13 protein-coding genes are annotated in these 14037 nt (G+C 63.5%); 8 read left to right on the top strand and 5 right to left on the bottom strand.

From position 1 onward, the window contains the following. Nucleotides 1-43 precede the first annotated feature (43 nt). Nucleotides 44-1456, bottom strand: coding sequence for a DUF945 family protein (locus RBH19_RS07655; RefSeq protein WP_306728243.1), 1413 nt, complete (start codon nucleotides 1454-1456; stop codon nucleotides 44-46). Between the two features lie 125 nt (nucleotides 1457-1581). On the opposite strand from RBH19_RS07655, the gene RBH19_RS07650 reads away from it, so the two are divergent. Continuing rightward, nucleotides 1582-3360 (top strand): SLC13 family permease, encoded by a 1779-nt coding sequence (locus tag RBH19_RS07650; protein WP_306728242.1) that lies wholly within the window; start codon nucleotides 1582-1584, stop codon nucleotides 3358-3360. A 9-nt stretch (nucleotides 3361-3369) separates the two neighbouring features. Here RBH19_RS07650 and RBH19_RS07645 read toward each other — a convergent pair whose 3' ends face one another. Beyond that, nucleotides 3370-4491, bottom strand: coding sequence for a histone deacetylase family protein (locus RBH19_RS07645; RefSeq protein WP_306728241.1), 1122 nt, complete (start codon nucleotides 4489-4491; stop codon nucleotides 3370-3372). A gap of 168 nt (nucleotides 4492-4659) precedes the next feature. Between RBH19_RS07645 and RBH19_RS07640 the strand changes: the two genes are divergently transcribed. Further along, nucleotides 4660-5619, top strand: a complete 960-nt coding sequence (locus tag RBH19_RS07640; RefSeq protein ID WP_306728240.1) for an MBL fold metallo-hydrolase — start codon at nucleotides 4660-4662, stop codon at nucleotides 5617-5619. Nucleotides 5620-5625: 6 nt separating this feature from the next. Here RBH19_RS07640 and RBH19_RS07635 read toward each other — a convergent pair whose 3' ends face one another. Beyond that, nucleotides 5626-5985 (bottom strand): hypothetical protein, encoded by a 360-nt coding sequence (locus RBH19_RS07635; RefSeq protein WP_306728239.1) that lies wholly within the window; start codon nucleotides 5983-5985, stop codon nucleotides 5626-5628. Between the two features lie 93 nt (nucleotides 5986-6078). Between RBH19_RS07635 and RBH19_RS07630 the strand changes: the two genes are divergently transcribed. Together RBH19_RS07630 and RBH19_RS07625 are read left to right on the top strand one after the other, a co-directional pair. After that, nucleotides 6079-6273, top strand: a complete 195-nt coding sequence (locus RBH19_RS07630) for a hypothetical protein (RefSeq protein ID WP_306728238.1) — start codon at nucleotides 6079-6081, stop codon at nucleotides 6271-6273. Between the two features lie 91 nt (nucleotides 6274-6364). Continuing rightward, nucleotides 6365-8560 (top strand): prolyl oligopeptidase family serine peptidase, encoded by a 2196-nt coding sequence (locus tag RBH19_RS07625; RefSeq protein WP_306728237.1) that lies wholly within the window; start codon nucleotides 6365-6367, stop codon nucleotides 8558-8560. A gap of 138 nt (nucleotides 8561-8698) precedes the next feature. On the opposite strand, the gene RBH19_RS07620 is transcribed toward RBH19_RS07625, so the two are convergent. Beyond that, nucleotides 8699-9529 carry an aldo/keto reductase gene (locus RBH19_RS07620; protein ID WP_306728236.1) on the bottom strand — a complete coding sequence of 277 codons (831 nt, stop codon included), beginning with the start codon at nucleotides 9527-9529 and terminating at the stop codon, nucleotides 8699-8701. 267 nt (nucleotides 9530-9796) lie between these two features. On the opposite strand from RBH19_RS07620, the gene RBH19_RS07615 reads away from it, so the two are divergent. Together RBH19_RS07615 and RBH19_RS07610 are read left to right on the top strand one after the other, a co-directional pair. After that, complete coding sequence (locus RBH19_RS07615; RefSeq protein ID WP_306728235.1) at nucleotides 9797-10000, top strand: cold-shock protein; 204 nt, start codon at nucleotides 9797-9799, stop codon at nucleotides 9998-10000. A 142-nt stretch (nucleotides 10001-10142) separates the two neighbouring features. Next, on the top strand, nucleotides 10143-11135 hold the full coding sequence (locus RBH19_RS07610) for an oxidoreductase (protein WP_306728234.1): 993 nt from the start codon (nucleotides 10143-10145) through the stop codon (nucleotides 11133-11135). Between the two features lie 94 nt (nucleotides 11136-11229). Here the strand turns inward: RBH19_RS07610 and RBH19_RS07605 are convergent, their stop codons facing one another. Further along, nucleotides 11230-11433, bottom strand: a complete 204-nt coding sequence (locus RBH19_RS07605; RefSeq protein WP_306728233.1) for a cold-shock protein — start codon at nucleotides 11431-11433, stop codon at nucleotides 11230-11232. Between the two features lie 387 nt (nucleotides 11434-11820). Between RBH19_RS07605 and prpB the strand changes: the two genes are divergently transcribed. Further along, nucleotides 11821-12696: a methylisocitrate lyase gene (prpB, locus tag RBH19_RS07600; RefSeq protein ID WP_306728232.1), complete on the top strand. Its 876-nt coding sequence runs from the start codon at nucleotides 11821-11823 to the stop codon at nucleotides 12694-12696. A 105-nt stretch (nucleotides 12697-12801) separates the two neighbouring features. After that, on the top strand, nucleotides 12802-13929 hold the full coding sequence (gene prpC, locus RBH19_RS07595) for a bifunctional 2-methylcitrate synthase/citrate synthase (RefSeq protein WP_306728231.1): 1128 nt from the start codon (nucleotides 12802-12804) through the stop codon (nucleotides 13927-13929). The last annotated feature ends 108 nt before the right edge of the window (nucleotides 13930-14037 follow it).

The following is a 14037-nucleotide window of genomic DNA, read 5'->3' as shown; positions in this document are numbered from 1 at the left end:
GATCGATGCGTTCGTGCTCGCATCGCTAACGAGCAGGGGGATTTCAGAACCGCAGGATCTCGCGCTCGTTGATCCGCAACACGCCGTCACGGAGTTCCAGGCGAATCTCGTAACCGTCCTCGGTTTCGCTCAGCATGCCCTCGGCCACGGCGGCGGCGAGCTGCATGTCCATGAGCTCGGCCAGGTCATCCTCCAGTTCACCCTCCGGCAACCGGCCCAGCAGGCTCATGGCCAGGGCGCGGCGGGCCAGATCGCGAGCCGCTCCGATCCGGGCCTCGCCGTCCAGCAGCTGAAGGTACTGGCCGGCTTCCAGGTGCTCTTCCAGCGAGCGGGCGTCCAGCTCGATCAACTGAACGCGTCCCTCACCCGTAATGGCGCCACCGGGCAGCTGGATATCCAGCCGCTTGATGCGCACGCCGGGCTGGTGCATGGCCAGATCCAGGATGGGGCCACGCAGGGGTGCAAAGACATCCTCGCCATCGAGCATGGCCTCCGCATCCGGGGCTGACCAGTCACTCAGGGCCTCCTGCAGACGAGACAGGCTCTCGGCATGCAGATTGAAGAGATCCACATCCAGCGCGGCCGGCCCGGCCACGAAGTCGTCCATGCGCAGGGCCTCGACCCGGATCTCGTGTTCCTGGTCCACCAGGCCGTTGCGTTCACCCGCGCTGGTGGCCCAGACCAGGTTCTCGAGACGGGTGCGGCCCTCACCGGGCAGGCGGGTTTCCACCGCCGCCAGACGCAACTCGCTGCCGCCCAGCCAGATATCGGAGGGCCCGCGGCGCTGGTTGATGGTCAACCAGGGGTTCTCCAGCACGATGCCGACACCCGGTTCGCCCTGGATACGCAATTCCCCCACCCGTGCCCGCAAGTCCAGGCGATTGAAACGGCGGTCGCTGCCCCACTCGGCGCTGATCGGCTCACGCGTGCTGATGCGCAACTGCTCCTCTTCGTTGCGCACGTCAAAGGGGGCAATCTCGAAAAAGCCATTGAGGCGGCCGGTGAGACCCATGTGAACGGTACTGACCACATCCAGACCGTGCTCGGCAATGATGGGAATATTCTCGTCCAGGCGGCTGTCGACGATGGCGAAACCCGGACGCCAGCGCTGCCAGAACGGTGCCGGCGCGGTGAAGGGGACCGGCCCGTGATGCACGCCTTCGCGCAGGCGGATGAGGGCATTGTCTCCGTCCGCCTCGCCCCAGCCGAGTTCCAGCAGCATGGGTGCCAGGGTGGCGTCGCTGATGGTGAGCGTGACTTCGGCCCGTGACTGGTACCAGCCCCGTTCAAAGCCGGTGACTTCGGCCTGCATGCCGGGTTCACTCGCCAGCATGTCGCCCCAGAGCTGTTTGTAGCGGCCTTCCGCCAGCATGCCCACACCCGCCGGTGCCACCAGCACCAGCAGCAGGATGACCACCACCAGGCCACCCAGCCATTTGATCAGCTTTTTCTTCATTCCCTTATCCCCTCCGAGGAAATTGAGCCGCCAGTCTACACCGCTTGCGGTCATGGAATCACACAGCTGCTATCCTGCCGCCACGGCATGTCCCGACCCGGTACGTCCGACCCAGGGAGCTCACCATGATGGCGGACCATCATCTGATCCTCTTGCTGCTAGCGGCCACACTGATCCTGTTCATCTGGGCGCGCTGGCGCTATGACGTGGTGGCGGGCATGGCCCTGCTCGCGGCCGTTTTCCTGGGCCTGGTGCCGGCCGGCGAGGCCTTCGACGGTTTTGCCCACCCCGCGGTCATCACCGTGGCGGCGGTCCTTGTCATCAGCCGTGCCCTGGGGGCGGCCGGCGTGGTCGAGCTCATTGCCGGCCAGGCGGCGCGCATCGGCGACCGTGTCCTGTTGCAGACCCTGGCTCTCACCCTGGTGGTGGCCGTCTGCTCAGCCTTCATGAACAATGTGGGCGCCCTGGCCCTGATGCTGCCGGTGGCCATTCGCATTGCCCGGGACAATGATTTTCCCGCCTCCCGTCTGCTCATGCCCCTGGCCTTCGGCTCCCTGCTGGGTGGCCTGACCACCCTGATCGGCACGCCGCCGAACATCATCATCGCCACCTATCGCCAGACGGAACTGGGCGAAGCCTTTGCCATGTTCGATTTCAGTCCGGTGGGCCTTGCCATCATGGCGGCCGGCGTCCTGCTGGTGGCGATTCTGCCGCGTTGGGTGCTTCCCGACCGCAAGGGCGAGACCTCGCCCGAGGATCTGTTCGAGATCGAGAACTATCTGCTTGAGCTGAAAGTCGGTGAAGAGTCCGGGCTGATCGGCGAACCCCTGAGTGCCCTGGACGAAGCCCTGGAAAAGATCGACTACACGGTGGTGGGGCTGGCCAGGGAGAAGCGGGTCACCAGCCCGGTGCGGAGCTGGCAGCGGCTGCGGGAGGGCGACATTCTCCTGGTCGAGGCCGATCCTTCGGAACTGGAAGGCCCGGCGGAGAAACTGGGCCTGAGCATCAAGGGTCTGGAAACCCTGGATCGGGAACAGATGGAGGCCGAAAACCTGGCCACCATGGAGGCGGTGGTGCTGCCCGAGGGCCTGATGACCGGGCATACCGTGCGCACGCTCAGCCTGCCGGAGCGTTTCGGGGTCAGTCTTCTGGCCGTGGCCCGTCAGGGTGAACGCCTGCGGGAACGGCTCAGCCGCATCCGCTTTCGCAGCGGCGATGTGCTGCTGCTGCAGGGCGAGCGGGAGGCGCTCGGTGAAGCCGCCAGTCGCCTGGGCTGCCTGCCCCTGGCGGACCGGGAGCTGAGCGTCGGTTCACCGCGCAAGCTGTTCACCGCCCTGGGCCTGTTCGGCCTGGCACTGGGGGCCATCATCAGTGGCGTGCTGCCCCTCCAGATCGCCCTCGCCGCCGCCGCCCTGGGCATGGTGCTCGGCAGTGTGCTCACCCTGCGCCAGGCCTATTCCGCCGTGGACTGGCCGGTGATCGTGCTGCTGGGTGCCATGTTGCCGGTGGGTATGGCCTTCGAGAGTTCCGGCGCCGCCGGCATGCTGGCGGATGCCATGGTGCGCCTGTCCGGTGATCTGCCGCCCGCGGTGACCCTGGCGGCCTTGCTGATCATTGCCATGCTGCTGTCGGACATCATCAACAACGCGGCCGCCGCGGTGCTGCTGGCACCGGTCGCGGTCGCCATCGGACTGGCGCTGGAGGTCTCGCCCGACCCCTTCCTGATGGCCGTGGCGGTGGGTGCCTCCTGTGCCTTCCTGACCCCCATCGGCCACCAGTCAAACACCCTGGTGATGGGCCCGGCCGGTTACCGCTTCAGCGATTTTGCTCGCCTGGGCCTGCCCCTGAGCCTGCTGGTCTTCGCCCTGGGCATGCCCATGATCATGCTGGTGTGGCCGTTCTGATGCGGCGTTTCAGGCCCGGTCGTCCTCTTCATCCGCAAAGGCGCTGAGGTGAAACTCCCGAGCCTCGTCTACGGCGGACAGGCCGGGGTCGATCGGCTGGCGGGGCGCATTCCCACTGAGTACGCCCAGCACCGTATGAACCCCACGGGCCAGGGGGACGAGGTTGTAGCCGCCCTCCAGTACGAAGGCCAGCCGGCCGTCACACAGGCGGTCAGCCATCTGCTGAAGAATGGACGTCAGGACGCTGAAGCCTTCGTGGGTGGCATTCAGGCAGAGATCCAGGCGGTGGGGGTCGAAACCCGCGGACACCAGGATGAGATCGGGCTGGAACCATTCGGCGGCCGGCGTCAGGATCTCCTCGAAGGCCTTGATCAGGGCCGCGTCGCCCGAGCCTTCCGGCAGGGGCACGTTGATGGTGGTGCCCTCGCCGATGCCTTCACCCACTTCCTCCATGGCGCCGCTGCCGGGATAGAAGGGCGAGGAGCGGTGGGTGTCGAACAGCATCACGTCCGGATTGGCCCAGAAGATGTCCTGGGTGCCATTGCCATGGTGGGCGTCCCAGTCCACGATCAGCACTCGCTCGCAACCCAGTTCCATCTGCGCATGGGCCGCGGCCACGGCCACGTTATTGAAGATGCAGAAACCGCGGGCACGAACGGCATTGGCATGATGCCCCGGCGGACGGCAGAGGGCGAAGGCACTGTCCGCCTCGCCCTTCATGACGGCCTCCACCGCGCGAACTGCCGACCCGGCCGCGACTTCAGCCGCCTGCACGCTGCCTGGTGACACCGCCGTGGTATCCACATCCAGCCAGGCGTGCTTGTCCCGCAGCTTGTAGATGGATTCCAGATAAGTGGCCGTGTGAACGCGACTCAGCTCTTCGCGGCTGGCCGGCCGGGCCTCCTCCATGCGCAGCCCCTCTATGGGTTCGCTCGCAAGTAGATCGGTAATGGCGGTAATTCGCCCCGGATGCTCGGGGTAGTTCCATTTCACCACCAGACTCGAAAGAATGCCCCGGACCCGCTTGTTGAGGCGCCCGGGAAGAAACTCGTCTTCCACATCTGGTCGGTGATCCAGCACCCGCGGATCATTGATGAGAAGAACCCGGCGCTGATTCCCTGCGTCACTCATTGGATCACTCCCGAACAAGCGGTGATGCTTCCCTTACTGCATCATAGTTCAGACCACAGGGAGCACAACGCTGGATGCGACCCGCCAGGGAAAGCGCGCAAGGGTCACCTGCAGGCGCGTTCCGCACGGTAGAATGGAAGGATGCGTGACAAGCCCACGGAGCCCGCTATGAGCCGCAACACCAACCGTCCGCGACTGACTGCCTTTCCCCACGGCATCACGGCCATCGACACCGATTACCATCGGGCCCACTTCGATGCCAGCCATCTGATCGTGGATCAGGGGCGAGCCGCCTACGTGGACACGGGCACCACCCATTCGGTGCCGGCCCTGCTGGCGGCCCTGGACGAGGCCGGCCTCAAGCCGGAAGCCGTGGACTACATCCTGCTGACCCATATTCACCTGGATCATGCCGGGGGCGCCGGCGAACTGATCCGCCACCTGCCCAATGCCATCTGCATCGTTCATCCCCGGGGTGCCCGGCACATGGTGGACCCGAGCAAGCTCGTGGCCGGCACCCGGGCAGTCTACGGGGATGAGGCCTTCCACAAACTGTATGGCGAGATCCCGCCGATTGCACCGGAACGGGTGCGGGAGTCGCGGGACGGCATGGTGCTGCGACTGGGCGAGCGCCGCCTCACCCTGTTTCACACCCCCGGCCATGCCAGGCATCATTACTGCATCTTCGATGACCGCTCACACGCCGTGTTCACCGGCGACACCTTTGGCGTTTCCTACCGGGAACTGGATACCGACCAGGGCGAGTTCATCCTGCCCACCACCACGCCGGTGCATTTCGATCCCGATGCCTACCACGCCTCGGTGGATCGCATCATGAGCTTTGAGCCAAATGCCTGCTTCCTCACCCATTACAGCCGCGTCACGGATCTGGATCGGCATGCCCGCACCCTGCACGAGGAACTGGATGCCTTCGTGGCCATCGCCGAGGCCAACCGGGACGCCGATGATCGCATCAGCGCCATCGAGCGGGATCTGATCGACCATGAGGCCGACCGCCTGGCCAGACACGGCATCGCGGATGCCGACACAAAGGCAAGGGAACTCCTGGGCATGGATCTGCAGCTGGATGCCCAGGGCCTGGATCACTGGCTGAGTCAGCGGGGCTGAGTACCCTCAATCGGTCTCGCTCATCAGACCGGAGACCACGGTGAATACCAGGCCGCCGCTGCTGCCGAGCACAGCCAGGGTGAGGCCCACACCGGTGTAGGCGCCGGTGAGCAGGATCAGGCCCAGCTCCAGCACCGTGACCACCATGATCAGGGCAGCGGCACTGAGAACATGGGCACGCGCCCGGCGGGGTCCGAACAGGCGCCAGGCGGCCAGCAGCCAGAAGGCGCCCGTCAGCCCGGCGTACAGGGCGGCAATCAGCGGGTCGATGGGCGTCCACAGCCCGCTGGCCACCAGCCAGGCCAGCAGGCCCAGACCCGTGACCAGAATGATGACGGCGAAGACGATCGCCAGCAGTTGCTGCATTGCCCTTCTCCTCCAGAATCGGCCGCTGCGGAATCACGTCCCTGATTATGCCAACATGGGCCGGTTTTCGAAGCCTACTGACGGGAGAGAATCATGGCCATCATTGCCCTGCTGCTCGCAATCATCGTCGGCGTGAGCTGGTACCGCATCGCCGGCAAGGCGGGTTTCAGCCCCTGGCTGGGTCTGCTGATGCTCCTGCCCCTGGTCAATATCGCCTTTCTGCTCTGGTTTGCCTTTACCGACTGGCCGATTCACCGCCAGCCGGATTCGGGCGATGAGGGCCGTTGAGGCCGGTTTTGCCTGAACCCCGGATTTGTCCTACTGTCTTTTCCTTGTCTGACAGTACTCACCTGCACGACAAACACGACAGGAGTCCCTGATGAAAGATCGCCTGAAACCGTTTCCGGCTTCCGCCGTGGCCCTCGGTGTGGCCGCGGCGCTTGCCCTGTCTCTCACGGCCTGTGAGCGTGACCAGAGCGAACGGGTGGCCGAGCGTGCCGCTTACGACTATCCCGAGACGCGCCGCCAGGATCTGGTGGAAACCATCCACGGTCACGAGATCGCCGACCCCTACCGCTGGCTGGAAGAACTGGACAGCGAGGAAGTGCGTGACTGGATCAACGCCCAGAACGAGCTCACCTTCAGGCACCTGGAGGGTCTGGAGGGTCGCGAGCGCTTCAAGGCGCGCATGACCGAGCTGTGGGATTTCGAGCGTTACTCGGTTCCCAGCGAAAAAGCCGGGCGTTACTTCTATCGCCACAATGACGGCCTGCAGGACCACGATGTCCTCTACTGGCTCTCCGAGCTGGACGATGAGCCCAGTGTTCTGATCGACCCCAACCGCTTCTCCGAGGATGGCACTGTCTCGCTCACCATGACCTCGGTGCGTGAAGACGGGGAATACATCGCCTACGGCAAGGCCGAAGGCGGATCCGATTGGCAGAGCTTTCATATCCGTCATATCGAGTCTGGTGAGGACACCGGCGACTTCCTGGAGTGGATCAAGTATTCGCCAGCTGCCTGGACCCACGATCATGCCGGTTTCTTCTACAGCCGCTATCCCGAGCCCGAGGGCGATCCCCTGACCGCGCCGAATGAGGATCATCGGGTCTTCTATCACCGCATGGGTCAGGATCAGGACGACAACGTTCTGGTCTATGAACGGCCGGACCGGCCCGACTGGCGATTCGTTCCCGAGGTGACCGACGACGGTCGCTACCTCATTCTGACGGTCCGCGAGGGCACCGATCGCCGCAACCGGGTCTATTACATGGATCTGCAGGATCCCGAGAACCCCTCACTGGACGGGACCGTGGTGGAGCTGCTGGACGATTTCGATGGTGGCTACCATTTCCTCGACAACGACGGAGAGACCTTCTATTTCCACACCACGGCCGATGCCCCCCGTGGCCGCATCATCGCCGTGGACATTACCGCCTCCGAGCGTGATAACTGGCAGACGCTGGTGGAAGAAGGCGAGCGTGTTATCCGTGGCGTCAATGCCATGGAAGACTTCTTCGTGGTCAATTACATGGAAGATGCCCACAGCCGTCTGACCTTGTTCAGCCGCAACGGCGACGCCGCCCATGACATCGACTTGCCTACCCTGGGTACCGTCGGCAGCGTCAACAGCGGCCGTGACGGCGAGCTGTTCTTCTCCTTCAGCTCCTTCCTCTATCCCACCACGGTCTTCCATCACAAGCCGGGCGACTGGGACGAAGCGGAAATCTTCCGCCAGCCCGAGTTGAGTGGATTTGACCCCGAGGACTACGTCACCCGGCAGTTGTTCTACGAATCGACGGATGGCACCGAAGTGCCGATGTTCATCACCCATCGTCGGGATATCGAGATCGATGGCGCCACGCCGACCCTGCTCTACGGCTATGGCGGCTTCAACATCCCCATCCTGCCTTCCTTCTCGGTGGAGAACCTGGCCTGGATGGAGCAGGGTGGCATCTACGCCTCCGCCAATATCCGGGGCGGCGGCGAGTACGGGCGTGAATGGCATCAGGCCGGGGTGCGCGAGAACAAGCAGAACGTGTTTGATGATTTCATCGCCGCCGCCGAATACCTGATCGACGAGGGTTACACCTCGCCGACCAATCTGGGTATCTATGGCCGTTCCAACGGCGGCCTGCTGGTGGGCGCGGTGGTCAATCAGCGCCCCGAGCTGTTCGGCGCCGCCCTGCCCGCGGTGGGCGTGATGGACATGCTGCGCTTCCACAAATTCACCGTCGGTGCCGGCTGGGCACCGGACTACGGCAACCCCGAGGTGAAGGAAGACTTCGAGGTGCAGCTGACTTACTCGCCGTATCACAACATCGCCGAGAATCATGATTACCCGCCGATTCTCGTCACCACCGCCGATCACGATGATCGCGTGGTGCCGGGCCACAGCTTCAAGTACGCGGCCATGCTGCAGTACAAGCAGTCCCCGGACAGCAGCAGCCCCATGCTCATTCGCATCGAGGACCGCGCCGGCCACGGCGCCGGTATGTCCACCTCCATGCGCATCGAGGAAGCCCGCGACCGCTGGGCGTTCCTGGCGGAGCATCTGGGGCTGGAATTAGAGTGAATTGGCAATAAGGAAGGTTAGCGGGCCCCGTCAGGGGCCCGTTTTTTTCCGCGAGAGTGAACAGTGAACAGTTCCCAGTGAACAGAAAAACCAGGGCTTCGGCACCGTCTGTTCACTTTCATCTGTTCACTGGGAACTTTATTTGGGGTCCCATTCCGGCGCCAGCCCCTCAGGGCTGATGACGCGCCCGTTGGGGTCGGCCAGGTCGGCGACCTGTGACATTTCCTTTTCGCTCAGCTCGAAATCGAAAATGTCGATGTTGGCGCTGGCGTTGGCTTCCCGACTGGAGCGCGGGATGGCGATGACGCCGTCCTGCTGGATCAGCCAGCGCAGGGCCACCTGTCCGGGGTTCTTGCCGTGGGCCTCGCCAATGGCCTTGAGGGTGTCGCTCTCGAACACCCGGCCCTGGGCCAGGGGGCAGTAGGCGGTCACGGCCATGCCGGCCTCGCGCAGCATGGGCTGCAGGGTCTTCTGGGCCAGGAAGGGGTGGTATTCGATCTGGTTGGTGACCAGCGGGCCACGGCTCGCCTCGCGGGCCCGGGCCAGCCAGTCACTGGGGTAGTTGCTGACACCGGTATGCCGGGCCAGGCCTTGCTCCCGCACCGCGTTGAGGCTGTCGAACATGGCCTGGAACTCCACCTTGGGATTGGGCCAGTGCAGCAGAAGCAGATCCACGTAGTCCGTCTGCAGCTTGCCCAGGCTCTCCTCCACCGAGGCCTCCAGCTTGCCCGGGCGCATGGCATTGATCCAGACCTTGGTGGTGAGAAACAGCTCTTCCCGGCGCACCGGGGCATGGGCAATGGCTTCGCCCACGGCGGCCTCGTTATCGTAGATCTGGGCGGTGTCGATATGCCGGTAGCCGGCCTGGATGGCGTGGTCCACCATGCGCAGGGCGTCCTCCGGCTCGAGCTGAAAGGTGCCAAAACCGAGCGCGGGAATCTGCGCGCCATTGCATTCCACGGTCCACATCGTGCCATCTCCCAGTTGGCCGTCACCAAAATTTCACCCAGGGTGACTTGTCATTTTCCGAAATCGCCAACTATTATTGATCGTGCTGGTTATTGAATGTGAAAGCGAGGCCGCAAACGACAGCCAACCGCCGAATCATCAGAGTAACAGGGGCCGAGGGCCCCGGTGAAATTCCCCCCGCGTGATTTTCTCGCCAGGTATTGGAAGCTCCCCGGACCATCGAACCCCGCCAGCATTCTCCATTACACAAGTAAGGAAGGTAGAAGTATGCAGACCGGTACCGTTAAGTGGTTCAACGAGTCCAAGGGTTTTGGTTTCATCGCACCCGAGGACGGTGGCAAGGATGTCTTCGTGCACTTCTCCGGCATCGCCGGCGACGGCTTCAAGACCCTGGCTGAAGGACAGCGTGTGCAGTTTGAAACCAAGGAAGGCCCCAAGGGTCTCCAGGCCGTGGAAGTGACACCCGCCTAAGGCCACCGATGTCGGTCTGCAGTGATCGACACCGGATCTGGAAAGGCCCCGCCGAGGCGGGGCCTTTCTTTTTCCCCCAATGCCGCCTCATGGCACAATGCCGATCCTCGATGTTCATTCAGCCCCGCAGGGAGAGACGACCATGTCCGATACCTTTCGCGCCTTTCGCATCCATGACGAGGACGGTCAGATCCGTTCCGGATTCGAGACCCTGACCCTGGATGATCTGCATGAAGGCGAGGTGGTGATTCGGGCCGAGTACTCAAGCGTCAACTACAAGGACGCCCTGGCGGCCACCGGCAAGGGCAAGATTCTTCGAACCTCCCCCTGCAACGGCGGCATCGACGTGGCCGGCACCGTGGAAAGCAGCCGCGATTCTCGCTTCAGCGAAGGCCAGAAGGTGCTGGTGACCGGCTGCGGGCTGGGCGAGGCCCATGACGGTGGCTACTCGGAAAAAGTGCGGGTGCCGGCCGACTGGATCGTGCCCCTGCCCGAGGGCATGGACAGCCGCCAGGCCATGGCCATCGGCACCGCCGGCTTCACCGCGGCGCTTGCCATCCACCGCATGGAACACAACGGCCAGGCCCCGGATCAGGGCCGGGTGGTGGTGACCGGCGCCACCGGCGGGGTGGGCAGTTTCGCCATCAACATGCTGGCGGGCCTGGGCTACGAAGTGAGCGCTCTCACTGGAAAGGCCGAGGAGGCCGATTACCTGAAGGAACTGGGCGCCAGCGAGATTCTGCTGCGGGACGAGACCGACTTCGGCAAGCGGCCGATGGAGAAGACCCGCTGGGCCGGCGCGGTGGACAATGTGGGCGGCGAGGCACTGACCTGGCTGACCCGCACCGTGGGCTGGTGGGGCAACATCGCCGCCATCGGCAACGCCGCCAGCCCCAAGCTGGAGACCACCGTCTTCCCCTTCATCCTGCGCGGCATCAACCTGCTGGGAATCAACTCCATGGCCACCCCCATGCCCCTGCGCCGCCAGGTCTGGGAACGTATCGGAACCGACCTGAACCCGAGCAAGCTGGATCTGATCCTGAACCAGGAAGTCGCCTTCGACGAGCTGCCCCCGGTCTTCGATCAGGTCATCGAAGGCAAAATCCGCGGCCGCACCGTGGTCCGAATCCAATAGGTGCAGATGCGTAACCCCGGAAAAGAAAAAGCCCCGCCGAGGCGGGGCTTTTCCGTATCGAATTCAGTGCCGCGCGGGCGACTGAGTCGATACTTCAGATTGCGGAAACTTCCACAGCCTGGAGACCCTTCGGGCCTTCTTTCGACTCAAACTGAACGCGCTGGCCTTCGGCCAGGGTCTTGAAGCCGTCGCCGGCGATGCCGGAGAAATGGACGAAAACGTCCTTGCCGCCATCTTCAGGAGCGATAAAGCCAAAACCCTTGGATTCGTTGAACCACTTAACAGTACCGGTTTGCATGTTACTTACTACCTTTAACTACTTGATTTTGAGCGAGCCCGTCATGGACTCCGTTAATGCTGTTCTTGAAATGCCGATCCTGGGGGGCAGTTTCAGCCTGCGGGCGACTTGATCCCGGCGGGCAGCATCCTGCAGAGGGTCTTTCGATCGGAGGGGAAAACCAGACGGGATCCTGCTCTTTTCGAACTACTTACTGCGACAGCGATGTCCCTTATACGCGGGTTGAGGGGGGAATGCAAGAAAATTCGGAAATTATTTTCCGCGCCTACAGGGGGCAATAGGGGCCACCGCCCTCGGGTAAATGGCGCCGAATCACCCAATCCGGTAGAATCGGCGGCCCCAAAGGGGCTGGGTCCCCTCCCGAACGTCTTATCGAATGAGGTCCGCATGAGTCAGGATTCTGCCGGTGCCCGCCTTTGGCAGGCCCTTGAAGCCGAGCGTCCGCTGCAGGTGGCGGGTACGATCAACGCCTATTCCGCCCTGCTGGCCGAGCAGGCCGGTTTCCGTGCCATCTATCTGTCTGGCGCCGGGGTGGCCAATGCCTCCTTTGGCCTGCCCGATCTGGGCATGACCAGCCTCAATGATGTCTGCGAGGACATCCGCCGCATTACCGCGGCCAGCGATCTGCCCCTGCTGGTGGATGCCGACACCGGCTTCGGTCAGGCCTTCAACATCCAGCGCACGGTGCGGGAAATGACCCGCGCCGGTGCCGCCGGCCTGCACCTGGAAGACCAGGTGGCCGCCAAGCGCTGCGGCCATCGCCCGGGCAAGGCCCTGGTGTCACAGGAAGAGATGGCCGATCGCATCCGCGCCGGGGTGGATGGCCGCCAGGACGACAAGTTCGTCATCATGGCGCGCACTGACGCCCATGCGGTTGAGGGCCAGCAGGCCGCCATCGACCGGGCCTGTGCCTATGTCGAGGCCGGTGCGGACATGATCTTTGCCGAGGCCCTGCAGACCCTGGACGAATATCGCCAGTTCATCGATGCGGTGGGCGTGCCGGTATTGGCCAACATCACCGAGTTCGGCAAGACCCCGCTGTTCACCACCGAGGAACTTGGCGACGCCGGTGTACGCCTGGCCCTGTATCCCCTGTCTGCTTTCCGCGCCATGAGCAAGGCGGCGCTGGGGGTCTATCAGACCCTGCGTCAGGAAGGCACGCAGAAGAACGTGATTGATCGCATGCAGACCCGCGAGGAGCTGTATGAAGTACTCGGCTACCACGAGTACGAGCAGACCCTGGACAAGCTCTTCAAGCAATAAGTCAATGAAGTGGGAGGGGCTTGCCCGCCCCCGGCCGAGCGCGAGCGTGGCCAATCGCGGCAGAAATGCCACTCCCACAGCCTGCAAAAACTTAGGAGAAGGACGATGGCTGAGAAGAAGATGGGTGCCGGCCTGCGCGGCATGGTCGCCGGTGAAACCGCCTTGTGTACCGTGGGCAAGGAAGGCACCGGCCTGACCTATCGCGGCTACGACATCGAGGAACTGGCCGAGAAGGCCCGATTCGAGGAAGTCGCTTACCTGCTGTTGCACGGCAAGCTGCCCAACAAGGCCGAGCTGGACGACTACATTGCCAAGATCAAGAAGGGCCGCGGTCTGCCCCAGGCCCTGCGCGAAGTGCTGGAGCGGATTCCCGCCGATGCCCACCCCATGGACGTGATGCGCACCGGCGCCTCCATGCTGGGTAACCTGGAGACCGAGGCCGAGGACTTCTCCGATCAGGACGATGCCGCCGACCGCCTGCTGGCCGTCTTCCCCTCCATCATCTGCTACTGGTACCAGTACAGCCACAACGGCAAGCGCATCGAGACCGAAACCGATGACGAGTCCGTGGGCGCCCACTTCCTGCACCTGCTGCACGGCAAGGCGCCCAATGAACTGCACGCCCGGGTGATGAACGTCTCCCTGATCCTGTACGCGGAGCATGAATTCAACGCCTCCACCTTCACCGCCCGCGTCTGCGCCTCGACCCTGTCGGACATGCACTCCTGCATCACCGGCGCCATCGGTTCCCTGCGTGGGCCCCTGCATGGCGGTGCCAACGAGAAGGCCATGGCCCTGATCGAGACCTTCTCCAGCGCGGATGAGGCCACCCAGGGCATCCACGGCATGCTCGAGCGCAAGGAAAAGATCATGGGCTTCGGTCACGCGGTGTATACCGAGCGGGATCCGCGCAATGCCATCATCAAGGAATGGTCCAAGAAGCTGGCCGAGGAAGTGAGTGATACCACCCTGTATCCCATCTCCGAGGCGATTGAGAGCGTGATGTGGAACGAGAAGAAGCTGTTCGCCAACGCCGACTTCTTCCACGCCTCGGCCTACAACTTCATGGGCATCCCCACCAAGCTGTTCACGCCCATCTTCGTGATGTCGCGCCTGACCGGCTGGGCTGCTCACGTGAAGGAACAGCGGGCCAAGAACCGCATCATTCGTCCCAATGCGGAATACGTCGGGCCCGAGCTTCAGCGCTACGTACCGATCGAAGAGCGATCATAAGTACTACGGGCCTGGGGCTTCGAGCCCCGCGCCCGACGAGTGAACAGTTCCCAGTTCCCAGTGAACAGTGGCTCGGAGCCACATTCTGCTCACTGGGAACTGTTCACT

Source organism: Natronospira bacteriovora, assembly GCF_030848495.1.
In the GTDB taxonomy this organism is placed as follows: Bacteria; Pseudomonadota; Gammaproteobacteria; order Natronospirales; family Natronospiraceae; genus Natronospira; species Natronospira bacteriovora.
The sequence above is the reverse complement of the archived record's forward strand: the minus strand, read 5'-3'. Positions and strand labels throughout refer to the sequence as shown.

Excerpts from the sequence above, each read along its gene's own strand:
- RBH19_RS07655 (WP_306728243.1), bottom strand. The coding sequence starts at position 1,456 with ATGAAGAAAAAGCTGATCAAATGGCTGGGTGGCCTGGTGGTGGTCATC.
- RBH19_RS07650 (WP_306728242.1), top strand. The coding sequence starts at position 1,582 with ATGATGGCGGACCATCATCTGATCCTCTTGCTGCTAGCGGCCACACTG.
- RBH19_RS07645 (WP_306728241.1), bottom strand. The coding sequence starts at position 4,491 with ATGAGTGACGCAGGGAATCAGCGCCGGGTTCTTCTCATCAATGATCCG.
- RBH19_RS07640 (WP_306728240.1), top strand. The coding sequence starts at position 4,660 with ATGAGCCGCAACACCAACCGTCCGCGACTGACTGCCTTTCCCCACGGC.
- RBH19_RS07635 (WP_306728239.1), bottom strand. The coding sequence starts at position 5,985 with ATGCAGCAACTGCTGGCGATCGTCTTCGCCGTCATCATTCTGGTCACG.
- RBH19_RS07630 (WP_306728238.1), top strand. The coding sequence starts at position 6,079 with ATGGCCATCATTGCCCTGCTGCTCGCAATCATCGTCGGCGTGAGCTGG.
- RBH19_RS07625 (WP_306728237.1), top strand. The coding sequence starts at position 6,365 with ATGAAAGATCGCCTGAAACCGTTTCCGGCTTCCGCCGTGGCCCTCGGT.
- RBH19_RS07620 (WP_306728236.1), bottom strand. The coding sequence starts at position 9,529 with ATGTGGACCGTGGAATGCAATGGCGCGCAGATTCCCGCGCTCGGTTTT.
- RBH19_RS07615 (WP_306728235.1), top strand. The coding sequence starts at position 9,797 with ATGCAGACCGGTACCGTTAAGTGGTTCAACGAGTCCAAGGGTTTTGGT.
- RBH19_RS07610 (WP_306728234.1), top strand. The coding sequence starts at position 10,143 with ATGTCCGATACCTTTCGCGCCTTTCGCATCCATGACGAGGACGGTCAG.
- RBH19_RS07605 (WP_306728233.1), bottom strand. The coding sequence starts at position 11,433 with ATGCAAACCGGTACTGTTAAGTGGTTCAACGAATCCAAGGGTTTTGGC.
- prpB (WP_306728232.1), top strand. The coding sequence starts at position 11,821 with ATGAGTCAGGATTCTGCCGGTGCCCGCCTTTGGCAGGCCCTTGAAGCC.
- prpC (WP_306728231.1), top strand. The coding sequence starts at position 12,802 with ATGGCTGAGAAGAAGATGGGTGCCGGCCTGCGCGGCATGGTCGCCGGT.